Source organism: Candidatus Poriferisodalis sp. (genome assembly GCF_965219595.1).
GTDB lineage: Bacteria > Actinomycetota > Acidimicrobiia > Acidimicrobiales > Poriferisodalaceae > Poriferisodalis.
Window position 1 is genome coordinate 568,230 of the sequence record NZ_OZ244781.1, and the last position, 24,612, is coordinate 592,841.

The following is a 24,612-nucleotide window of genomic DNA, read 5'->3' on the forward strand; positions in this document are numbered from 1 at the left end:
GCCAGCGCACTGGCGGTGATGGCGGCGGTGCGCACCCCGCCCGAGCCGTCGCCGGTGAAGGTGAGCGTGGCTCTCGCCGAGCCCAGGCCGGTGCATGCCACCCCGCGGCCTGAGCAGGCCAGGCTGGAATCGGACGAATGCAGGCCGGTGCCGGTGCGGGTCAGCGGCACCACCACCGTCTCGGTCGCGGTGATCGCGCGGCCCAGCCGCACCGTGAACACCGCGGTCTCGCCCTCCAAGATGCTCGACGGCGACGGTGTGCTGAGCGCGATCGCCAAAGGATCGTTGTCGGTGACCGCCGCCGTGGCTGCCGCCGCGGCGCCCAGGGTGTAGCCGGTGCCCGACGACAGCGTGAGCGTGACCGACCCGTCGGGCTCGTCGGTGCTGTCGCTGTCGAGGGTCACCGTCACGTCCACCGAAGCGGCGCCGGCGGCGATGGTGGCCGTCTTGGAGGCGCCGATGCCTCCCGACGCCACGAACGCGCCCGTCTGGGAGACCGCGTAGGTGATGTCGAGGTCCTTGCTCGGCACCGGGTCCGCGGTGAGCGTGAAGATGGCCGACGCGGACTCCTCCACCGACGCCGCTCCCTTCACAGCCGCCGTGATCTCGGGATCGGCGTGCAGCTTGAGCAGCGGCGACATGGCGTAGAAGGGCCGCTGCTGCGTGCTGTCGGCGCCGGTCGCGTGCAGGTGGTTCTGCGCCAGTGTGCCGTCGGCGGTGGCCCGTGAGACGCTGGCGGCGCCCAGCGGGAAGTCGAACGCCTCGCAGCCGTTGCCCGAGCCGGTCCACGCCTCATAGGGCTGATAGCTCGAGGGCGACGTCTGCGGGTAGTTGCTGGCGCCGTCCTCGTTGCGGATGCCGAGGCCGTTCGGCCCCCAGCCGGTGGTGGCGCCGCCGCCTCCCTGCCAGTTCCGGTCGCACAGGTCGGCATAGTTGTTGGCCAGCCGCACGCCGCCGAGCCAGTAGACGGGCGTGCCCTGGCTCGTGCTGCCGTTCGTCGCAATGGCCGACCCGTCGGTGTAGCCCCCCGACGGGTGGCCGTTGTGAACCGTGTGCAGGCCGTTGTGGACCCGCGCGCTGGTGCCAGTGGACTCGTCTTTGTCGCGGGTACCGCCGAACACCTTGAACAGCCCGGCGTAGGGCTTGACGGCGGCATGGCCGCCTCGGGCGATGGTGCGGCGCACGAACGCGTCGTAGTCGGCGATGTCGCCCGAGGCGGCGTCGCCGGTGGCGGTGGTGCGCAGGAACAGGCGGAAGTCGTCGCCCGCGGCCAGATCGCCCGGCGTCAGCGACCAGCCGTCGGGCACCACGCCGTCCCACGTCTCGTCGTCGACGATGCTGAACTCCACCAGCTTCACCCCGGAGAGGTCGAGCCCGCCGTTCACATCGGACGAGCTCGGCGCCCGGGCGCCGACGCCGGGGTCGATCACGACGTAGGGCAGACTGGCCCAGTCGTTGTCCACCGGGACGAAATGCAGCGTGGCCAGATGGGCGCCGACGGCGAAGCGCACCGCCGGGTTCTGCGGGCTGTGCACACCGCTGGTGAGCAGCGTCACGCCCGCGGCGCCCGGCGCGAGCCCGAAGGCGAAATCGTCGCCCACAGTGGCGCCGTGCACCGACAGCGGCACGGTGACCGTCTCGGCGCCGGTGAGCTTGCGGTCGAGCGTGATCGTGACGACTTTGCGGCCGGCGTTTCCGCCGTCGCCCTCCACCACGTCGCCGTCGTTGTTGCCCCCCGACGCGCCGATGGTGACCTTCACCGGCTTGTAGGTGACGAACACCGGCGACATGCCGTAGAGCGGCCGTTGCTGGGAGTTGGCCTCGGGCCTCGACTGGTGCAACAGCGAGAACGCAAGGTCGCCCCATGGCCGTCCGGCCGACACCGTGTTGCCGCCCAACGGGTTCTGGTAGGCCTCACACCGATTGCCCGAGCCCGTCCACGCCCCATAGGGCTGCTTGCCGCTCTCTGTCGTGGGTGCCGGATCGGGGACGTTGCGGGTGCCGTCCTCGCTGCGGGGATCATCGACGGCCCAGCCGGTGGTGGCGCCGCTGTGCACCCTGCTCCAATTGAGGTCGCACATGTCGTAGTAGTTGTTGGCGAGCCGGTGACCGTTCAGCCAGTAGATCGGCGTGCCGACGGCGGTGCTTCCCACGGTGGACTGAGAGGAGCCGTCAGTCCACGGCCCGCTGTGGAGCGGCCCGGTGTGAGCCGATGCCATCTCGTTGTGGACCCTGGCGCTGGTGCCGGTGGCGCCGTCGCGGTGGCGGGTGCCGCCGAACACCTTGAAGAAGCCGGCGTAGGGCTTGACGGCGGCATGGCCGTTGGCGGCGATGGTGCGGCGCACGAACGCGTCGTAGTCGGCGATGTCGCCCGAGGCGGCGTCGCGGGTTGCAGTGGTGCGAAGGAACAGCCGGAAGTCGTCGCCGAGCGCCAGGTCCGACGGTTTCAGCGGCCAGTCGGGCGGCACCGCCACCGGGCCGGTCTCGTCGTCGATGACCGCGAAGGCGGCGCTGCCGTTCACCTCGCTGCTTCGGTCCGACGGGGTCTGTCTGACGTTGTCGACCGATATCACCACATAGGGCTGCGATCGCTCGTCGTTGTCGGCGGGCTCGAAGCGCAGCTCGAGCGACGAGACCGATGTATTCGCCAGAATCTCCAGCGACTTCAGCCGCTCGTTGGCGTTGGTGTGGTAAGTGGGGGTGAGGCCGGCTCTGGGGGCGCTTCGCAGTTTCAGCGTGTAGTCGTCGGCGTCGACCCCGTCGACCACGATGTCCATGGAGATGTGGAAGGCCGGGCCGCTGCCCAGCGGCGGGTCGAACTCCAAGGTGATGGTCTTGCGGCCCGAAGCGGCAAGCGGGTTGGCGCCCTCCACCACATTCCCGTCGGCGTCGCCGTCGGAGGCGACCACGGTGATGCGGACGGGCTGCTTGCCGCTCGCCGCCTTGAACACCGGCGACATGGCGTACATGTGGTAGCGGCCACCGACGCCCTTGAGTCCGCAATCAAGCGCACGGCCCGGCTTGCCGCGGTTGTCGCCGCAAGTACTCCCGCCTTGGCCGAAAGCGTGATCGGCGATGGCCCTGCCGCCGTCGCCGAGTGCCCAGATGAAGCCGCTGACAGAGTTGAAGCGAGTGCAGTCAGACTGGGTTCCGGTCCACACGTCGCCGCCGCCGTTCGGCGTTCCGGCCTCGTTGCGGTAGTGGTTGGTGCTGCCGCGAACGTCGGATGGACCTGCACCGGTCTGGCCGGTGTTGTCCCACTTGTCGCCGTCGCAGAAGTCGAAGTAGTTGTCGGCCACCTTGGCGCCGTTGTTCCAATAGATCGGCGTGCCCGCACTGGTGGCCGAGGTCGAGCTGTCGGTCCACCCAGGGGATGTGCCCATCGCGTTGTGGACGGTCGCGTCCGTGTCCGAACCGCTCGGCACGGTCGAGGCGAACGCCTTGAAGAAGCCGAGGTAGGGCAGCAGCGCCGCATGCCCGTCGCTCACTGCGGCCCGGCGGACGAAATCGTCGTAGTAGGCGATGTCGTCGTTGCGGGCATCGGTCAGGTCGGTGGTCATGTAGAAGAGCCGGAAATCGTTGCCGTTGGTGACGGCCGAGGGCTTGAGCGGCCAGTCGGCGGGCACCTCGATGTCGCCGGTCTCGTCGTCGACGATGACCGTGCCGATCTTGGCATTGATTCTGCCGAGCAGCTTGAGCGATGTGCCGTCCCAGAAAGACGGCGCGCCCTTCACGCCGATCTGCACGTAGGGCTGGGTGCGGTCGTCGTTGTCGACGGCCGTGAGTCGCAGGGTGGCGGCCGAGGCGCCGGCGCTCATCACCACCGCGGGGTTCTGGGCGGTGTAGGCGCCCGCGGTGAGCAGGCGCACGCCTGGCTGGGTCGCCGGATGCAGCCGCAGCGTGTAGTCGACGTCGGCAGTTGCGCCGAGCACCTCGAGCGGCACCGTGAAGGTCTGGCTGCCGGTGAGCTCGCGGCCGGCCGGGACCGTGATCGTCCTGTATCCGTCGGCGCCGTTGCTGCCCTCGCGGATGTTGCCGTCGGAGTCGCCGCCCGAAGCCGATATAGCCCCCGGCTTCGGCCCCACCGTGAACACCCCCGACAGGCCGTAGTAGGGATAGTTGTGCGTCCTGGAACGGCGGGCAATGAAGAGTCTTCCGTTTCCCTGGGCAGCATTGGCGAGGCGGGCAACGGTCACAGTCTCGTCCGAAGAAACGCCGCCCAAGACAAAATCCAAATGGCTCACACATCTCTTGGCGTTGTCGCTTTGATTGGTCTGGGTTCCGGTCCAAACAAGCGCGCGACTGCCCACCGGCTGACCGTTCTCATGCCTCAAGGGGTTGCTGGTGGTCGACCAGTTGGTGTCCCAGCTGTCGTCGCAGAAGTCGATGTAGTTGTCGGCCACTTTGTGGTTGCTGCCCGAACCGCCCAGCCAATAGATCGGGATGCCGTCGCTCGATGCGCTGGTGGAGCCGTCGGCCCACTTCGAGCCGTCCCACAGACCGGTGATGTCACGCGCGTCCACGTTGGCCCCGGCGCCTGCGTCGTACACCGAGGCGAAGATCCTGAACGCGTCGGCGTAGGGCTTCACCGCGCTGTGCCCGTTGCCGGCCACCAAGTCCTGGATCACGGTGTTGTAGTGGCTCACGCTCTGGGCTGTTGCCTGGCCAGTCGTGGACGTGGCGAACAGCAGCCGGAACTGGTCGCCTGCGCTGAGCCCTGAGGGGATGAGCGCCCAGTCGCTGGGCACCTCGATGTCGGCGGCCTCCCCCACCTCGAACACCGGCGACATGGCGAAATAGGGATAGGTGCTGCTTCTTACCGGCGCCCCGCCCTGCAGTGGCGGCTCGCTCTGGTGCCTTCCGGGGGCGGCTGTCACATAATTCCCGCCGCCCAAGGTTTGGTGGCTGGCGCCCGAGACATGGGCGGTGCATTGCTGGCCGACTGCGGTTGCGTGGTCGCGGGTCCCGCTCCAGATGAAGTTGGGCCCGGTCTGATTGCCTGCCTCGTTCTTCATCGAGACCTGACGCTCGCTGTGGCCGCCGTCCCACGAGTCGTCGCAGAAGTCCAGATAGCCGTCGGCCACCTTCTTGCCGCCAAGCCAGTAGATCGGTATGCCGTTCAGATTGGAGCTGGTCGATCCGTCAGCCCAGGCGTTTCCGTTGCGCATGTCGGCGATGTCGCGGGCGTGGACGTTGCCGTTGCCGGCTTCGTTGCGCACCGACGCGAACACCGTGAACGCACCGGCATAGGGCTTCACCGCAGCGTGCCCCTTGCGGGCGGCGACGCTGCGCACGATGGCGTTGTAGTGGGCGACCCCCCGAGCCTGCGCCGTGCCGGTCTCGGAGGTGATGAACAGCAGCCGGAACTTGTCGCCGGGGTCGAGGCCGACGGGAATGAGCGGCCAGCCGTTGGGCACCACGAAGGGGTCGGCCTCGTCGTCGATGATGGCGAAGCCCTGCTTCTGCCCGGTGGGAGCAGCGACGCCGTTGGGGATGTTGTGGACGAGGGTCTGCATTGCGATGGCGACATACGGCGTGCCACGGGAGTCGTTGTCCACGTGCGTGAAGCGCACGGTGGCAACGAAGGCGCCCTCGGTGAAGCGCACTGCCGGGTTCTGGGCGCTGTAGCTGCCGCTGGTGAGCAGCTCCACGCCCTTCTGGCCGGCAGGGTTCAGCGCCACCAGGTGGTCGGCGCCCGCCGTGCCGCCGGTGACCTTGAACGGGACGGTGATCGCCTCGTTGGCCGACAGGGCGCGGCTCAATGCGACGGTGAGCGTCTTGTAGCCGCTGGCACCGTCGGCGCCCTCCACCACGTCGCCGTCGCTGTTGCCGCCCGCGGCGGTGATGGACACCTGCAGCGCCTGGGACTGGCTCACATGGAACACCGGCGAGTAGCCCAGCAGGGGGCGCTGCTGGGTGTTGGGCCGGGGATCCACATGCAGCAGGCGGCCGCCGCCGTAGCCGCCCCGCGACACCGTGGCACCGCCCAGCGGGCGGTTGAACGCCTCGCAGTAGTTGCCCGACCCCGTCCACGGCTCGTACAGGCGCGCCGTGATGTTTCCGGGGGGCACGTTCGGGGTTCCGTCCTCACTGCGCGGGTCGGCCCGGTCGAACCCGTCTCGCACCCCGGTGCCCGATCCGGTCCAGGCGTTGTCGCACAGGTCGCGGTAGTTGTTGGCCAGCAGATCGCCGTTCAGCCAGTAGGTGGGGGTGCCCGACTTGTCGGCGTCGGTGCCCGAGCCGTCCACGTAAGCGGGGTTGTGGCCGGTGTGCTCGGAGGTCATCTCGTTGTGGACCCGCGCCGAGGTGCCCGTGGCGCCCGTGTCGCTGCGGGTGGAGGCGAACGCCTTGAACGCCCCCGCGTAGGGCTTGACGGCGGCGTGGCCGCCCTGCACGATGCTGCGGCGCACGAAGTCGTCGTAATCGGCGATGTCGCGCGAGGTGGCGTCGCGCTGAGCGGAGGTGCGGAACATCAGCCGGAAGTCGTCTAGGTTCTGCACGCCCGACGCCGGCTTGAGCGCCCAGTTGGCCGGCACCACGAAGGGGCCCACCTCGTCGTCGTGCATCACGAACGCCACGTCGCCCCTCGGAGCCAGCCCGGCGGCGATGTTGACGGCGGCCGGGGCGCGAGCGCCGGTGCCATAGCCGATCACGATGTAGGGCTGGGTGCGGTCGTTGTTGTCGACCGGGGTGAAGCGCAGCGTGGCGCGGCGGGCGCCGCCGGTGAGCTGCACGGCAGGGTTCTGGGCGCTGTGGGGGTTGGCGGTGAGCAGCTTCACCCCGGCCTGGGCGGACGGCTCGAGGGCGAAGGTGAAATCGTCGGTGACGGTGGCGCCCTGAACGCTGAGCGGCACCGTGGCCGTCTCGCCGGCCAGCAGCGACCGGCCCAGCTCCACGGTGACGGTCTTGTAGCCGGTGGAGTCGCCGGCGGCCTCCACCACCCCGTCGGCGGTGCCGTCGCCGGCCGACAGCGTGACCCTCACCGGGGCGCCTTCCACCAGGAACACCGGCGACATGGCGTAGAAGGGATAGGAGATCGAGTGGTTGTACAGAGCGGAATCTCCGTCCCACAGCGGTCCCCCGGCCCGGGCGCCGGCGCCGACCACCGGGGTTTCGCCGACGAGGCTGTGCGGCTCCGGGTCGCATCTGTTGGTGCCGGTGCGGATGTGGGTAGCGGTGCTGCGAGCGCCGTCCTCCTGCTTGAGCGGGTTACGGCCCGAGGTCCAACGGACGTCCCAACTGCCGTCGCAGAAGTCGACGTAGTTGTCGGCCACCTTGTCGTCGCCGCCCAGCCAATAGACGGGGATGCCAGGATCAGTGTGCTTCGTCGAGCCGTCGCTCCACGGTCCGCTCGGCTCGGTGTACATGCCGAGGTGCTCGCGTGCCGTCACCCCGGCGCCGCCTTGTGCAGTCTTGGTGCCGCCCACCACCTTCACCGCTCCCGCATAGGGCTTGATCGCGGCGTGGCCGTTGCCCGACACCACGCCCTGCACGAAATCGTCGTAGACGGCGATGTCGTCGGGCACTGCGTCGCGAGTCTGCGACGTGACGAACACCAGCCGGAAGGTGTCGCCCGCGGCGACGCCTGAGGGCAGCAGCGGCCAGTCGGCGGGCACCGTGAACGGGCCGGTCTCGTCGTCGACCGCGGTGAAGGCGAACGGGCCGCCGGTGGCGGCGGCGAGCCCGGCGGCGATGTTGGTGTGGCTCGGGGCGCGGGCGCCGGCGCCCACCGCGATCGTGTAGCTCGGCATGGTGCGCCGGGCGTCGTCGATGGGCGTGAAGCGCAGCGTGGCCGACGCCGGGGCGCCCCCGCTGCCGCTGAAGCGCACCGCGGGGTTCTGAGCGCTGTGGCTGCCGCCGGTGAACAGCTGCACGCCGTGCTGGGTGTTCGGCTCGAGGGCGAAGGTGAAGTTCTCGCCGGCGGTGCCGCCGGTCACGGTGAGCGGCACGGTGACCGTCTCGCCGGTCACCAGCCGCCGGCCCAAGGTGACCGTGACCGTCTTGTAGCCGGTGGTGTCGCCCGCGCCCTCCACCACATTGCCGCCGGCGTCGCCGCCCGACGCGGCGACCGTCACCGACACCGGCGCGGTGTCGGCCACCTGGAACACCGGCGACATGGCGTAGAAGTGGTAGGCGTTGCCTCTGGGCGCAACCAGCAGCCGACTCAACGACGGGCCGTCGTCCTGGGCGGCCTTGCCTGCCGCAACTTGCGACTGGCCGAGTGCTTGGGCATGCGGCGCGCAGTTGTGCGAGCCGAGCCAGACGATGCCCTTGTCGAGCACCTCGCCGTCCTCGCTGCGCACGGGGTTGAACCGCTCGTCGGTGCCCGCGGTGTTGGGATCGTCGGGCACGAACGGGTTGTCGAATGCCGTTCCGTCGCACAGGTCGAAGTAGTTGTCGGCCGCCTTGACGCCGCCCAGCCAGTAGGTCGGAATGCCGGGATCGCCCGCCGCCGTCGAGCCGTCTCTCCACCGGCCGACCCACATGCCGTTGTGGCTTCGCGCCGCCGTGCCGGCAGCGGAGGTGGGCGATTGCTTGGTGCCGGCGAACACCTTGACGGCGTTCACATAGGGGACGATGCTCGGGTGTCCATTGGCTTCCACCTGGTCGCGGACGAAGGTGTCATAGCCGGCGATGTCAGACGGGATTGCGGGGTGCACGCCGGAGGTGACGAACAGCAGCCGGAAGCCGTCGCCGGCGTTGAGCCCCGAAGGCAGCAGCGGCCAGTCCGCGGGCACCACGAACGGGCCGCTGTCGTCGTCGATGATGGAGAACTCGATCTGAGTCTCGTGGTCGGGGACAGCGACGCCCCCGGGGATGTTCTCGGTGCTGGGCGCGAGGCTGCCGGCGCCGAAGTCGACGAAGACATTGGCTGCGTGGCGGCGCTCGTCGTCGACCGGCGTGAGGCGCAGTATTGCGCCCGAGCTGCCGGCGGTGAACTCCAGCGCCGGGTTCTGGGCGCTGTGCGGCGCGCCGGTGAGCAGCCTCACCCCCGCCTGGCGCAGCGGGCGCAGCGCCAGCGTGTAGTGGGTGCCGGCGGCGGCGCCGGAGAACGACAGCGGCACCGTGACCTTCTCGTTGCCGACGAGCGGCCGGCCGAGGCTCACGGCGATCGTCTTGAAGCCCGCCGCGCTGGGGTCGCCCTCGAGCACATTGCCGCTGCCGTCGTCGCCAAGCTGCGACAGGTTCACCCGCACCTGGGCGAGATGCGCGGGCTGCACGGCGACCGACGCGTCAGACGCGGCGGAGTCGATCAGGTAGGGGCCGTCGCCCACCGTCACGGTCACGCTGCCCGCGGGGTTCTCCGCTCCGTCGTCCTGAGTGGCGACCGAGAAGGCCGCGGCGGTGGCGCCGTCGGCGATCACTGCCGTCTTGGCGCCCACGTCTGATGCGGCCGCATAGCCGCCGGTCTGCGACACGGCCAGCGTCACCGGAAGGCCGACGCCCGCCGCCTTGTCCGCCGACACGTCGAAGCCGGCGGCGTCGCCTTCGGCCACCAGCGCGGCGGAAGAGGCCACCGACACCGTGGGGGTGTCCTCGCTGCTGATCACCGCAACGCTGACCGGCGCCGGCGACATGTTGCGAATGCCGCCCTCGTGCGACGCGGCCCCGGCGCCGACGCCGCCGGGGAAGTCCGCCGCGGGCGCGGCCCGGAACAGGCCGTCGGCGCCGAAGGCAACCGAGAACTGCTCGAGCGCCTCGTCGGCGCCGTCGTCGGCGGCGGTGATCAGCAGCGTCGCCGAGCCGGCGCCGGCGCCGCTGAAGCGCACCTTGGGGGTGAGCGTGCCGGCGTTCACCAGCGTGACGCCGGTGTTGAGGCCGTTGCCCGGCTTGAGCGACACCGCGATGTCGGCTGCGGTGAACTCGCCGGCGCTGCCGCCGTGCTGGGCGATCACGAGAGGCACGTCCACCCGCTGGCCGGCGGCCAGGGTGTGGCTCGAGTTCGCCTTGTCCAAGGTCACTGCCAGCTCCACGGCGCGCACTCCCGCAGAGGCGTGCTCGGCGATGACGCCGCCGCCGTAGCGGCCTTCGAGGTTGACGCGCAGGCCGGCATCGACGATCAGCAGGACGACGCCGGCCGACCCGAAGCCCGGCGAGCACGTCGCCTCGGGGCAGACCTCGATGGTGGCGACCTCATTGGCCTCGAAATCGCTGTCGGCCACCGTCGGTATCTCGACGGTCGCCTGCGTGTGCCCGTAAGGGATGAACACCGGCTCGGGCAGCGTGTAGTCGGTGCCTTGCGTAGCCGTGTTGGCGCCACCGCTGTTCACCGCGAAGGTGATGAGAGCCGGGCCGGTGGCACCGTCGGCCAGCACCACCCGCAGGGCGACCGGCATCCCCTCCGCCGCGCTGGCATGCGCGAGAGGGGTGTCGCTGTCGGGCTTGTAGATCAGCACGCCGACGTCGGCGGCGGCGGGCGCCTCGTCATCCACGATCAGCACCCGGGTGCGCACCGGGTCGACCGTCGCGGGGTCGCCGTCGCTGAACGGCGCCTGGTTCAGGCCCGCGGTGGTGGCCAGGCTCGTGTCGGCCAGGTCGCCCAAGGCCACCGTCACGGTCTCGTGGGCGGCGTCGCCGTCTCCCCCGCCGCTGCCGTCGACGGCCTGGGCGCCCGCGTCGCGCCCGGTGGAGCTGAACGCGAGCTGCGCGGTCTGCACCTGCGCGGTGGCGTGGCCGGCGAAACGCAGCACCGGTGACGCGGTGAACGCGCCGGCCAGGCTCACCCCCGTGCCCGACGCAGTGATGAAGAAATCGCGGTCGCTGCGGCCCGACAGGGCCGTGCCGGTGCCGGTGGCGAGCACCAACGGCACTTCGAGCACCTCGCCGGCGTCGAGGCGGCGGCTCAGCTCCACGCCCACTGAGACGCTGGCGTGGCTGCCGCTGGCGGCCGTGCCGTCGATGCTGCCGCCGCCGGTCACCTTCACCAACAGCTGCGACGGCTGGGTGATCGTGAACGTAGTGGTCGGCGCGGTGACGCCTGCGGAATATCCCTGCGGGCACGTCGCAGCAGAGCAGAGGGTGACCGAGACGGTCTCGTCGGGCTCGGTGGGATCGGCATCGGCGCGCGCCACGAACTCGAACCGGGCCTCAGACTCGCCGAAGGGAACCTCCACCGTGGCGGGAAGGCCGAAGTCGGCGGTCGCCGCGGTGCCGGGCACGACATCGAGCGGGATGCTCACCGGGCCGACATGGCCGCCGGCCAGCCGCACCACCACGCCGCGGCGCGTGCCCTCGGCCACCGCAGCCTGCGCAGGCAGCGGCACGATCCCGCCGGCATCGAACCACCGCACCGCTATCGGCGCCGCGCCGCCGTCGTCGTCTCCCAGCGTGAACTCGGCCGCCTCGCCTGCGGTGTCGGAGGAGTCGTCGCCGTCGGTATAGGCCGCCGCGCCGCCTTGAAGGTCGGTGCTGAAACCGCTGCCGGGATCGCTGAAGTCGCCGAAGGCCAGCTTGACCTGCTCGTCGGCTGTGTCGGCGTCGCCGGTGCCGGTGCGGGGGGCGAACCGCAGCCGGGCCGTGGCCGCGCTGGGGCCGCTGAAGGCGAGCAGCGGGGTGGCGGTGTCAGCGTTGGTCAGCGACGTGCCCCTGCCGGTGGCGGTGAGTTTCCACAGCCGGGCGCCGCCGCTGAGCGGGGCACCGGTCGAGGTGGTGATCACCAGCGGCACGGCGAGGCTCTCGCCGGAGGCGAGCGGGCGACCGAGCTCCACATCGACGATCACGCCGCCGCCCGCTGCCTGCTCGCGGAAGGCGCCCACCGGCGCAGCCAGGCGAACCACGGTGGTGTCGTCGTCGACCAGGGTGAAGGCAGCGGCGGGCTTGTCGCCGTCGACGTTGTAGCCGGGGCCGGGTTCCAGCGTGAGGCTGAGGCTGCCGTCGGCCTCGTCATCGGTGTCGCTCGCCAGGGCGATCTGCACCTGGTGGGTGGTGGCGCCGCCGGTGAAGGTGTGGGTGTGGGCGCCGAGGTCGGTGTCGGAGGGGTCGTGCAGGTCGCCGGCGGCGCTCACCGTGTAGTTCACGGTGACGTTGTCGGCGTTCTGGCTGGCGGTGATGGTGAACGTGGCGGTGGCGGCTGTGCCCTCGGTGAGCGTGCCGGGGCCGGCGGGGGTGCGCTCCACGCTCATCTTCACCGGGGAGGCCACCGTGTACACCGGCGACAGTCCGTAGATGGAGTACTCGGCCGTGCCGGGACCCCGCTTGCCGGTGAGCGGGCCGACGGTGCTGTCGCCCAGGGCGCCGTAGGCCACGTTGTCTTTGCCGGCCCCTCGCGCGCCGAGCCGATAGCCCGCGGAGGCGCCGCTGCCGAAGGGGATGCCAGTCCAGTGCGCTTTCTGCGACGCGGTGGAGAGCGTCTTGGCGGCGCCGCTCTCGTCGGTGGCCGCTTCGCTGTCCCAGGTACCGTCGTAGAAGTCGTCGGTGTCGTCGGCCACCTTGTGCGTGGCGCCCGAGCCGCCCAGCCAGTAGATCGGCACGCTCGGGTCGCTCTGTCGGGTGCGGGTGTTGGCCCGCACATTGCCGAAGCCGCTCTCGTTGACCGCGACGACGGCACGGAACTGGCCGGCATGGGCACGAATGTCGCTGTGGGCAGTCGGCCCTCTCAGAGCGTTGATCACATGGTTGTAGTAGTAGAACGCGCCGCCCGGTGTGGCGTCAGTGGTGGTGGAGGTGGACATCAGCAGACGGAACCGATCGCCCGGGTTCAGGCCCGCGGGCAGCAGTGCCCAGTCGGCGGGAACCTCGTGAATCGGCACCCCGCGGTCCACGATGTCGACAGTGAGCGTCTCCGGGAGATTGCCGGCGCCGCGCCGAACACCCCCCCGGCCGATCCCCTTGATGAAGGCGTCGCTTCCTTCGTGAGCCACGATCTCCAAGGCCACCGTCTCGAAAGCCTCGGCAACGCCGTCGGCCACGGCTGCGAACGTGAATTCGCTGCTGAGTTGCCCGGCGGGGATGGTGAAGCTGAACTCCTGGGTCTTCGAGAGTGCAGTGCCGTCGGAGGCGGTGAGCGTGTAGTCGCCGCCCGCGGCAGTCGTGGAGCCTGACTTCACCCGGACGGGGATGGTGACGTCTTCGGCAAGGGCATCGCTCAGGTTCATGGTGAGCGTGACCGACTCGCCCTCGGTCACTTCGATGCCGCTCCCGCTGAGAGACTGGGGTCCGGCGAGCCCGAATCCGGCAGAGGCCTCGACAGAGCCAATGAAGACGACGATTGCGGTACTCAGACTTGCGATAGCGGCGTTGTCCGGCTGCTCCAATTGGATCCTTGCACTCGTGCTGCCCGGCGTGGGGATGCCGTCCTTGATGCTCTGAATCCGGATCAATTGCCTGGTGACGCCCGGGGCGAAACGAAGCACGCCCTCAGCAGCGATGTAGTGCTCTCCCGCTTTGGCGTTGAGGTCCTCTGTGCGGTAGCCGACCGAGATCGGCAGCAGCGTCGAACCCGAATTCGGATACTCCGCCACGACAGCGACTTCGCCTGCGTCGCCTTCCTGAATCGAGGCTGAAACCTGCTCGAAACGGACGGTGGGCAGATCGTCGTCGTCGGTGATGGCGCCGACAGCCGACGACTTGTCGGGATTCAGCGACGGTGCGTCGGTGCCGGTCGGCGTGCCGAGCGTGACCGTGAAGTACTGCGTGCTCTCGTAGACGCTGTCCTGGGTGGTGGCCACAGTGATGGCGCCGGTGGTGTCGCCCTGGGCGATCTTGAGGCTGCCGGTGGCGTTGGCGTAGTCGGCGCCGGTGCCGTCGCTGCTGCCGGTGGCGATGGCGGGCGTGGGGTCGCCGACGACGCTGCGGCCGTTGCTGAACCAGTAGGGGACGGTGATGCCGCCCGAGGGCGCTGCGGTCGGCAGCGTGACTGTGAAGGTGAGCTTGCCACCCTCGGCCGCGGCGGCCGAGTCGACCGAGACGCCGTCTTCCACGGTGAACAGGCCCGAGAGCGCGTACAGCGGCAGCTTCTCGGTGGCGCGGGCGCCGACGCAGTGACCGGTCGGGTCGGCGTTGCCGTTCGCGTTGGGCGCGCCGTTGACCGTGTCGCGGGGCCCGAGCGGGTTGTAGTCGGCGCCTGCCTTGTCGAGATAACCCACCCGGGGCTGCGACTGGCCCATGAGGCCGCGTCCGTCGAGGCCGCCGCCGGGCAGCGGGGTCAGTGTGCCGTCGCCGGATTTGTGATTCCTGGGGACGAAGACTAGACACGCATGGGGCTTGCTCCAGCCGTTGCCTGTCGATGAACTGCCGGTCCAGTAGCCGTCGGCGTTGACGGTGGCGGCGGTGCCGTCGGCGTAGCGGGGCTTGTCCTCGTTGGCCCAGGCGCCCCTCAGGTTGGCGTTGCTGACGGAGATCCAGTCGCCGTCGACCCAGTAGATCTGGCCGTGGGTCCTGCCTTGAGAAATCTCACGAAGAGCACTATCCGCGGGATAGGCGAAGATGTCCGGGTTCTCTTGCTGGCGGAACAGGGCATGGTCGATCGCATGGCCGGGCTTGTGGTCGGTGATCTCGTCGGCCTCGGGCGCCAGCTTGATCCCTCTTTCTTCGAAGTCGCCGGTCACCTTGCCGTCGCTGTCGGTCTTGCCGGTGGAGACGATGGCCCGGAACATCGAGGCGAACGGCTTGAGGGCGTCCACCGCGCTGGTGAGGCTGGCGCCGTCGCTGGTGGCCCCGGCGATGATCTCGTTGCGGACGAAGCTGTCGTAGTAGCTCGCCTCGGTGCTGGTGCCGGCGGTGGCGCCCTTGGTCACGTAGATGAGCCGGAAGGTCTCGCCGGGCTTCACTCCAGCCGGCAGCAGCGGCCAGTCCAGCGGCACGATGCCGGCCGCCGCCGAAGTGATCCCGGCATCGTCGTCGTCGGTGATGCCGTACCAGTGCTCGGTTGCGGCAGCGTCGGCGCGGGCCTTGACGCCGCCGCCGAGGTTGCTGGCGGGCGGCGGAGTGGTCGGCACTCCGTCGATGACTGTCGGCGTCAGATTGTCGGCCAACTCCACCGAGAACGTCTCATCGGCCGCCTCGCCGTCGTCGAAGCCGGCCCGGGTGCGCAGCTCGACGGTGGCGGTGGCGTTGTCGGCGGTGGGGCCGCGCAGCTCCACGTAGCGGAAGCCCGTATGGGGAGGGGTGCGCCGGTCGACGTGGGTCACCGTGACGCCCGTCTCGGCAGCGGTCATCTCGAAGTCGTTGTACTGCGGCGGGAAGGCCACGTTGGCGCCGATGCGGGGGCCGCGCACCGTCTGCACCACCGCCCCGTTGGCCTCCGATTCGAGATACAGCGGCACCCGCACCCACTCGCCGTCGGCCAGCGGCCGCGACAGGCTCACCGTGAGCACGTCGGCGCGTGACGGGTCGCCCTCGGTCATCACCTGCGAGGGGCTGGTCTCGGCGCCGCCGCCGCCGGTGAGGGTGACGGTGGTGGACTCGTCGTCGACGGCGGTGACGGCGAGGCTGGGGCCGGAGAGCCTGAAATAGTGGCTGTGGTCGGAGTCGGCCCCGTGGGTGATGACCGCGGTGCGGTCGGCCTCGTCGACGCTGGTGTTCTGCGCGGTGACGGTGACGTCCTGGGCGGTCTGCCAGTTGCTGGGGGTGAAAGCGAGCGCCACGCCGTCGGTGACGGTGGTGGCTGTGGAGACGCTGGTGGTGACCCGGGCCGCGCTGGTGTCGCCGCTGGTGACGGTGACGGTCACGTCGAACAGCGGCTTGGTGTTGAGGCGCACGCCGTAGGTGACCGAGCCGCCGTTCTCGTCGAGGCGCACGGCGGCGGGCAGCGCGCCGCTGCGGCCCGCCAGGGTGATGCCGGGCGACGCTTCGAGCAGGTCGATGTTGTAGCTGCGCTGCTCCGTGGTGCCGACGGTGTGGCCGGGGCAGCCTGCGCCGGCGCACGCCCCGCCGCCGAGGGTGCCCCCGAAGCGGTCGCCGGGGGCCAGCCAGCCATCGGAGCGCTCCGGTATCGACACCTCCAGCCGGTTGGTGATCCGGTCGGCGTCGGCCAGCGCCGTCACGATGAGCGTGGCCTCGGCGGCCGACTTGTCGGTCTGGGTGCCGGTAAAGGTGAGCCGGCCCTCGGTGCCGTCGGCGGAGTCTCGGTAGGCGACACCCTGAGGGCTGCCGTCGAGGGCCAGGGTGAAGTTCTCGCCGAGCGCGAGGTGGTGCGTGACGGGGTTGCCGTTCGAGTCGGTCTGGGTCTCGGTGCCGCTGAAGCGCAGCGGCACGGTGAGCTGCTCGCCCGCGGTGAGCGGCCGGGCCAGGGTCACCGTGAACTTGGCGGTGTCGTTCGGGTCGGCCTCGGTGGCCTCGTGGTCGGCGGCGCCTGCGGGGCCCAGCGTCACCTCGGTGGGCTCGTCGTCGCCGAACACCTTGATCGGGATGGCCTGGCCCCCGCCAAGGCTGAGGCCGGTCGCAACGGTGGGATCCGTGTCGAGGCTCTTGTCCTTGTAGTTGCCGTTGAGCACGTAGGCGACGAGGTTGAACGAGCCGGTGAGCACGCCCTCGTTGTCGACGCCGTTGTCGAATGCGACCATCTGGAAGGTGACGCTGGCAGGGATGTCGCCGTAGACCGGCTCGTCGCCCGCGTCTGTGCGGCCGTTGCCGTTGGTGTCCTCGTAGCGCAGCAGCGGGCGGGTGATCCGGGCCACCTCTCGGTACTGCGCCGACGTCTCCGGATGGTGAATGACGGGATCGCTGCCGACGCCGTGAGCGATCGAGCGCCGGTTCGGGTCGATGAGCTGGCCGAACTGCCCAGGCGATTTCTTCTCGGTGGTTGGGCCGGGCTTGACCTTGACCAGCTCGTGCACCCGGGCCACGATCGCCACGCCCTCGGAGTCGTCGGCGTCGGCCAGCTTCGCGATCTCGTCTCGCGCGCTCTGGTCGAAGTTCAGCGTGACGGTGTCGCGGTGGTCGCGGGCATCGCCGTTCTGGGTCCGCTCCATGAGCCGCAGCGCATCGCTGTTGATGTTCGCCGTGACGCTCTGGCCCACGGAGGAGATGCGCCAGGTGGTGCCGGCGGGCTGCTCGTTGACGGTGACCGTCCAGTCGGCGACCGCCGCCGCGTCCGAGCAGGTGGTTCCGCCCACGCAGAGCTGCACGCCGAACGTCTCGCTGGTGGTGTCCGCGTCGCGGCTGACCACCTGTTCGGTGACCTGGCGGCCCCGCACCGTGGAGGTGGTGGTGGTGATCGTGCCGGCGGCCACCTCGAACTGGATGCGCCCGCTGCGGATGTTGGGGTACACCCGCATGCTGGCGCCGGGCGCCACGGTCTTCTCGCGCCCTCGCTGGTCGCGGGCGGTCACCTTCATGTCGCTCGTGGTGGCCGTGTAGGGGTCGGCCAGCGGCTTGACCCGCAGGTGGTACTCGTCGGCGTCGGGCAGGTTGGAGATCTCGAAGTAGCGCTCGGTGCCGTCGTCGATCACCGTGCGGTGCAGGTACGGCACCTTGGAGGTGTCGACGGCGGTCGGCGTCTGAGCCTCGGCCTCGTGCGTGCCGTAGGGCACCACCGCGAGCAGCGAGGCCAGCAGCAGCACCGCCAACGCACCCGCTGTATGCCGCCGTGCCGCGCGCCGCCACGGCCGTCTGCCTGGGTTGCGGGTCCGGTCGGGATCGAACAGCCAAGCAGCGCTGCCCGGCCGGCTGCGGTCGATCACAGCGGCCGAACCTCTCGCCGAACCCGTCGAGCCAAGCAGCGTTGCAAGCCTGACCGAAGCAGCCAGCACGAGGCGAGCGCCTAGCCGACGCGCGCGCCGCAAGGACCCCCCCCGCAAATGGGGCAGATCAGCGCCAAGCACCACCGTCACGACACCCGAACGCCGCTCGGCTGTCATATCGGAACGGTCATCCGCCGGCGGCACCGAAGACTGCAGCGCGGCACCGCGCAAAGCGAAGCGCTCCGAACTCGGGCTGACCGGTCGCAGGCGGGGTCACAAGCAGAGCAAGATACCAAGCCTCTTGCCCAGCGTGAGCCCTTTCGTTCGTGCCGCGCGCTCATGTTCGGAAGTCCTTCCGAATCTCAATGAAAATGCTTGGCATTGTGTGACGCGGTGCTCCTACGGTGCTGCGAGACCAACCGCAACCGGGCCAGCGGCAGCACCTTGGCCGACGACGGGCGGTGCCGCGTTCAGACCCCGGGAGACCAGATGAGTACCCTTCGCACCATGGAGGCCGACAGCAGCATTTCCGAGGCCGAAAACAGCCCTGACGCCACGCCGCAGCAACAGACCCCAACGCCGCAACACGCCGTGCAACCGCCGGGCGAGCAGGCTGCACAGACCCGCCGACGGCGTGTGCCGTCGTGGCTGGAACGCAACGGCATCGCAGCCGCCGTCATCACCAGCTTCGCCACCCTGCTCGTCTACGGTTTCATGTCGCTCAGCAACCAGATCGACACCCTCGGCGACAGAATCGACCGCGTCGAAGACAACCTCAACCAGCGCATCGACCGCGTCGAAGGCAACCTCAACGAGCGAATCGACCAGATCGACCAGCGGTTCATCCAAATCGAGCGGCGCTTCGCTCAGATCGACCAGCAGTTGACGGATATCAACACGATTCTGTTCGACCACACCGGCCGGCTGTCACGCATCGAGACCACTCTCGAACTGGGCTCCAACACCACCCCGTAGACGCAGATGGCGAATGCTCAACTGAGATCGGCGCTGCTCACACCTGAGGCCGCGGCGCTGCTGCCGGCCGACGATGCTGCGCCCCGATGCGCCGCCCATGCCGCTGCGATCGGCGCCGATCCCGGCGGCACTGCAATTGCAGCCAACGCCGTGGCGCTGGTGGAGGCACCGCTGCCGTGGCCGAAGCCGGTCTTCGCGAGCGGCCTGCTCGCAGGCCTCTCGTCGATGATGGATCTTCAGGTGGGTCCGACCCGGGTGCTGGCCGTGGCGCCGGCGGGCGGGCACGACCAGCGCAACGGCACCCCCAGCAGGGTTCCTGCGGTGCTGCACTGGCGCTCGGGCGCGGGCACGCAGTCGGCCCGCTTCGAAGCCGACGGCGCCGAGGGACTCCACGAGCTCTTTGCCCACCTTCGAGAGCAGTCTCCCGCTGAACCGGCGCCGCAGAGCACCCGGTTCGCCTCGCTCGGCTGCGCCGAGAACGAACAGGCCGTGCTGATCTGCACCCAAGGCAGCCATGACGTGTGCTGCGGCAGCGAGGGCACACGCCTCGCGGCCGACTTCGAAGCGGTGCTGCGCGCCTACCGGGATGCGGATGTCGACGAGCCCTACGTCGGTGCGCCGACCGCAGGCGGGCGGGTCGCCGTGTACCGCGTCAGCCACACCGGAGGCCACCGCTTCGCCCCGACGGCGATGACGCTGCCCGACGGCCGCATGTGGGCCGGCATCGAGGCAGGCGAGATCGCCGCGATTCTGGACCAGACCGCCGATGCATCCGCCATTGCAGCGCGCTGCCGGGGCTGGTGGGGCGCCGCGACCGGGCCGGCGCAGGTGGGCGAAAGGGCCGTGTTCGCCGAGGTGGGATGGCCGCTCGAAGCCATGAGTCGCGAGGTGCGCTTGCGGCGCAACGCCGACGCTTGGGAAGTCGACGTGGCGGCAGCCGAGGCAGGGCGAGCTTGGACCGTGACCGTGCGAGAGAAGCGGACCGTGCCGACCATTGCATGCCGTGCATCGGGGGGACTGCCCGCCAAGCCCGCGACAGAATTCACCGTCACCGATATCTGGGAGACATCGACATGACATCACCGCTGGAGGGCATCCGCGTCGTCGAGTTCGCCAATTTCGCTGCCGCGCCGTCGGCCGTGGCGATCATGGCCGACCTCGGGGCGGAGGTGATCAAGGTGGAAGCCATCGGCGGCGACCCGATTCGCGGGCTGATGAAGCAGGCCAAGATGCCCGAGGGTGCACACAACCCCGACGTGGCCTTCCAGTTCATCAACCGCGGCAAGCAATCGATCCAGCTCAATCTGGAAGACCCCGACGGCTCAGCGATTGCGCGACGCCTGGTGGCGGCCTCCGATGTCGTAGTCATGAACCTGCTGCCCGAGCGCCGTGATCGCTTCGGGTTGAGCACCGACGACCTGCTGGCGCTGAAGCCCGATTTGGTGATCGGCGTGCTGTCGGGCTACGGCGAAGTGGGAGACGAGATCGACCGGCCGGGCTACGACGTGACGGCCTTCTTCTCGCGATCAGGCTTGTACGGCGCCTCGACACCTCCGGGAGGCGCCCCGCCGCACGCCCGGCCAGGCCAAGGCGACCACACCACGAGCCTGGCCTTCTTCGGCGCGATCATGGCCGGGCTGCGGGCCCGGGATGTGACCGGCGAGGGACAGATCGTGGAGTCCTCGCTGCTGCGGACGGCGACATGGACCATCGCCATCGACATGGCCACTTCGCTGGTGGACGGTCGCCCCAACTCCGAGCGTCCTCGCGAGAGCGGCCTGTCGCCCATGCTCGAAGCCTTCGAGTGCGCGGACGGGCGCTGGCTGCACTTCACAATGCCCGACACCGGCGACGCGTGGGAGCGCTTCTGCAAGGCCATCGAGCGCGAGGACCTGCTGTCCAACCCCGACTACCAGACCGGACGGCAGCGCTTTCGGGCCATGCGCGCACTGCTTGCCGACATCGACGACACCCTCAAGTCGCAGCCGTCCGAATACTGGATGCCTCGGCTGGATGAGCACCGCTGCATCTGGGCGCCGATCAACGACACGGCGCAGGCAGCGCAGGATCCGCAGGTGCGCGCAACCGGCGCCTTCGAGACCATCCACCACCCCGAGGCCGGCGACTTCGAGACCATCGCCGCCCCGTTCCGCATGCACAACTCCCCCGACGTGGGCGTGCGCGGCCCCGCGCCACGAGCCGGTGAGCACACCGCCGCCCTGCTGGGCGACCTGCTCGGCCTCGACGAGAGCGAGATCGCCGACCTGGCCGAACGCGGCGTCATCGCGTCCGACTCGGCATCGCCGGGTCTTCACCGCACGCCGCTGCCGAGATGGGGCACCGCAGGCGATCAAGTGCTCGTCGACCCTGCCGACAAAGAGGCGCTCGGCGACGCTCTCGACGCCGACGGCCAGAAGTGATCTGCCCCGATGTGAACGGCCCTGTGACTCGCTCCGTCGATCCCAACGTGGTGCTGACGGGGTTCATGGGCTCGGGCAAGACCACCGTGGGCCGACTGATCGCGGACGATCTTGGCCGAACGTTCGTGGACACCGACGATGTCATCGAGCAGCGGCACGGCCCGATCGATGCCATCTTTGCCGAGCGCGGCGAAGACGCCTTCCGTTCCATCGAGCAAGCAGTAGCGGCACAGGTCGCCCGGGGGAGACGTCAGGTGATCGCTACCGGCGGCCGGATGCTGCTCGACGCGGCAAACGCCGATGCGCTGGCGGCGACGGGCCGGGTCTTCTGCCTCGCCGCCGATGCTGACGAGATCATCCGCCGCCTGAGGGCCGATGTCGACGGCCCGGTGCGGCCGCTGCTCGCGGGCGACGATCCGGCTGCCGCAGTTGATCGCCTCCTGAACGAACGGGCAGCCAGCTACGGGCAGTTCGAACAGGTCCACACGGCGGGCCGCTCGCCGCAGGACATCGCGGCAGACATCATCGAGCGACTCAGAGCTTGATCGGCGCGCATTGCCGAAGCCGACTCAGGCTTCCCAGAGCATCTTGACCGGCATCGCGTACAGGCCGGGTGCTGCTTGTTGGACGCGATCGCCGTTGTGCAGGAGGACCCCGCAGGCGAAGCTGTCGCCCGCAGCGTCCTTCAGGCGTCGCAGCCCGGTGAAATCTCGGGGGTGCGCCGTGGCCCGCGACTTGACTTCGATGCCGACGACGGCGCCCGGCGAGCGGTCGAGTACGAAGTCGACTTCTGCGCCGCTCTTGTCGCGGTAGTGGCTGACGGTGGTCAGGTCACTGCTGAGCGCAACGGCCTTGGCGAGTTCCCCGTAGACAAAGCTCTCCAGCAGAGGGCCGAGCCGTTGCCGGTCGCTGGCGATGCTCGCGGCATCTACGCCTTGCAGTGCTGCGAGCAGGCCGGAATCGAGAAACTGGAGCTTCGGTGCCTTCACCAGGCGCTTCAGGTCGCTGCGATGCCAAGCGCGCACCCTGCGAATCAGGAACATGTGCTCAAGCAGCACGAGCCAGCGGTCGACGGTCTTACCGTCTACGCCGAGACGCGTGCCGAGTGCGGACATGTTGAGCAGTCCGCCGGCTGCGACGGCTGCGTGGGCGATCAGGCGAGGCAGCTCGTCGCGTTTGGCGACTTGGGCGATGTCGCGGACATCGTGCTCGGCGACCACGCGCGCATAGTTGCGCAGCCATGACCGTCGCCTGGCAGGAGCGGCGCGCGTCAGCGCCTCGGGGAAGCCGCCGCGCTCCACTCGCTCTACGAGGTCGTCGGTGGGTCCGGCAGCAGGCAGGCCCGCGAAGTCACTCGCGAATGCACGATCGATGAACGAGGACGGCTGTGTGCCGGCGATCTCGGCTTGTGAGAAGGGCAACAGCTCGACCGTTTCGACGCGCCCGGCCAAGGAGTCTGGCGACATTGAACCTGCGAACAGGTCGACCGAACCGGTGATGAGGAGCTGCCCGGGGCGCGGGTTTTCGTCGACAATCCGCTTCAACTCCAAGATCAGACTCGGCGCTCGCTGAATTTCGTCGATTACTGCTCGCTGCAAACCGCTGGTGAATCCCCTCGGGTCCTCTTGGGCGAACTGTCTCGACTGCTCGTCATCGAGGGTGACGAACTGCCGGCCATCGCCGCCGGCGATACGGCGGGCGAGCGTCGTCTTGCCCGATTGGCGCGGCCCGACAATGGCGACAATGCGAGTGTCGGCCAAAGCCGCGCGCACCTGCGGCTCGGCGTGTCGAGCGATGAGCGCTCCGCTCTGCATGGTCTGATCCGGCATGAAGCTCTGTCTAATTCGGAATGCACGCCTGGCCAATTCGGAATGCGCACCGGGCTGATTCGGAATCTAGCGACCGCTCACAGCCGACACAAACCACCGACAGCCCGCCGTTCAGATTGCGCCAGGGCCGCGAGTCGCTGCGCCAAGAGGCGCAGGGCGCGGCGTTACGACGTAGCCGCCTCGATCGCGGGGCCTTGGGGCGGCAGGCCGATCGGGAAGGCGTCCCGGACAGCGGCGTCGACCGCAGGGCTGATATGCGACGGCCAGTGGCTCTCGAGCGTGGCCACCACATGGTCGTGGGCCACATCGTGCGCGGCCCGACTGCCCGCCTCGGTCCAGTCCTCGGGAGTGTCCCGGTTGGACACCAGCGGGTAGAGGTACTCGGTTTCCATGAGCTCGAGCGTCTGCGGCGAGCCCAGAAAGTGGCCCGGCCCGGCGATGACTTCGCCGATGAGCTCTGCCGACAACGTGTCGGCGTTCACCTCGATGCCGCGCACGGTGCGGTTGATGGCGCCGAGCATGTCGTTGTCGATTACCAGCGCCTCGTACGAGCACGCCAGCAGGCTCGCCAGCATCCCCGCCGACTCATAGACGATGTTCGCTCCCGCATGGCCGGCCAGCCCGACGTTCAGGCCCTTCTCATAGCCGGCTTGGGCGTCGTTCACCTTGGAATCCGTCATTCCGGCCGCCACGCCGGTGGGCAGCCCGAGCCAGTGGCCGACTTCGGCCGCTGCGGCGTTGAGAATTCCCTCCTCGCCCGATCCCCCGCTCATGGCACCCGTGCGCAGGTCCGACACGAACGGCCACAGGCCCAGCAGGCAGGGATGGCCCGGCGACAGCAGGTTCACGAAGGTCAACCCCCCGAGGCACTCGGCCACCGCCTGCGCCAGAGCGCCAGCGAGCGCCGCAGGCGCAGTGGCGCCGGCCTGCAGCGCCGACAGCAGGTTGATGGGCATGCCGGTGCGCACCTGCGCGACGAGGCACCGCGCCGAGTCGTAGGCAAAGCGCAGCGGTGGCACGACGAACGTGTTGTTGGCCGCGATGAAGGGGCGCTTCGCGAACTCGCCCTCGCCTCCCAGCACGAGGTCGAACATCTCGACCGACTCGTACACCCACTCCGGCTCGAACCACGACGATCCGCCCGGCTTGGTGGTGCTGCACATCACTGCGTATGCAGTGGTCATGTCGAGGTCACGGGTCTCGACCATGTCGCGTGCCACCACCGTGCGCACGTAGAAGTGCAGGTTGTCGAGCGTGTCGACCAAGCGGCCGCAGTCGTACACGTCCTGCGCGAGCGAATCGCGGAACGTGCCGGTCTCGTGGTCGTACATCATCACCGCGGCGCCTGACGTGCCGAAATAGACGTGCTCGCCACCCACGTGCACCGATTGGTCGTCGTCGAAGCCGTGCCAGATCCACTCCTTGGCCGCCGTCTCGATGGCGCGTTCCACGACACCGCGAGGCAGGTGAATGCGTCCGTTGTCGTCGACCCACCCGCCCACAGGCGTCGCCGCCTCGACGAACTCGTCGAGGGGATCGCCCATGCCGACGTCTTCGAGCAGCCCGAGTGCGGTGTCGTACACCTGCTGCATGTCGCTCTCGGTCAGCGGTTTGAATCGACCCGCGGGCAGGCCGGGGCGAACTGGCCTGCGATCGCGCTCAGGTGCTGCTTCGCGGACGGCGATGCGGCCAGCCCGGCCGCCGCCGCGGCGGCGCCGGGGCGCCTCAGCAGTCTCGGGTGGCGGTGCAGCCGTGTCAGACATCTCC

Annotated in this window: 7 protein-coding genes (1 of these 7 cut by a window edge); 4 read left to right on the plus strand and 3 right to left on the minus strand. The window is 69.6% G+C overall.

The window, feature by feature from the left end; genetic code table 11:
* Window positions 1-17,621 carry the beginning of a Calx-beta domain-containing protein gene (locus ACOQPE_RS02340; protein ID WP_420610317.1) on the minus strand. It extends 42,982 nt beyond the left edge of the window, so only the first 17,621 of its 60,603 coding nucleotides appear in the window; its start codon is at window positions 17,619-17,621; its stop codon lies beyond the left edge, outside the window.
* A 507-nt stretch (window positions 17,622-18,128) separates the two neighbouring features.
* On the opposite strand from ACOQPE_RS02340, the gene ACOQPE_RS02345 reads away from it, so the two are divergent.
* From ACOQPE_RS02345 to ACOQPE_RS02360, 4 genes are read left to right on the plus strand one after another with little or no spacing between them, the layout of a single operon-like run.
* Window positions 18,129-18,596, plus strand: coding sequence for a hypothetical protein (locus ACOQPE_RS02345; protein ID WP_420610318.1), 468 nt, complete (start codon window positions 18,129-18,131; stop codon window positions 18,594-18,596).
* A gap of 6 nt (window positions 18,597-18,602) precedes the next feature.
* Entirely contained in the window at window positions 18,603-19,673 is a 1,071-nt protein-coding gene (locus ACOQPE_RS02350) for a sucrase ferredoxin (RefSeq protein WP_420610319.1), read from the plus strand.
* Entirely contained in the window at window positions 19,670-21,016 is a 1,347-nt protein-coding gene (locus ACOQPE_RS02355; RefSeq protein ID WP_420610320.1) for a CaiB/BaiF CoA transferase family protein, read from the plus strand. The genes ACOQPE_RS02350 and ACOQPE_RS02355 overlap by 4 nt, the downstream gene beginning before the upstream one ends.
* 23 nt (window positions 21,017-21,039) lie before the next feature.
* The gene (locus tag ACOQPE_RS02360) at window positions 21,040-21,561 is read left to right on the plus strand and encodes a shikimate kinase (RefSeq protein ID WP_420610321.1); all 522 of its coding nucleotides are present in this window, start codon (window positions 21,040-21,042) and stop codon (window positions 21,559-21,561) included.
* 24 nt (window positions 21,562-21,585) lie between these two features.
* On the opposite strand, the gene ACOQPE_RS02365 is transcribed toward ACOQPE_RS02360, so the two are convergent.
* Window positions 21,586-22,881 carry an ATP-binding protein gene (locus tag ACOQPE_RS02365; protein ID WP_420610322.1) on the minus strand — a complete coding sequence of 432 codons (1,296 nt, stop codon included), beginning with the start codon at window positions 22,879-22,881 and terminating at the stop codon, window positions 21,586-21,588.
* A gap of 128 nt (window positions 22,882-23,009) precedes the next feature.
* A complete protein-coding gene (locus ACOQPE_RS02370; RefSeq protein ID WP_420610323.1) occupies window positions 23,010-24,608 on the minus strand; it encodes a trimethylamine methyltransferase family protein in 1,599 nt (532 codons plus the stop codon).
* Window positions 24,609-24,612 lie beyond the last annotated feature (4 nt).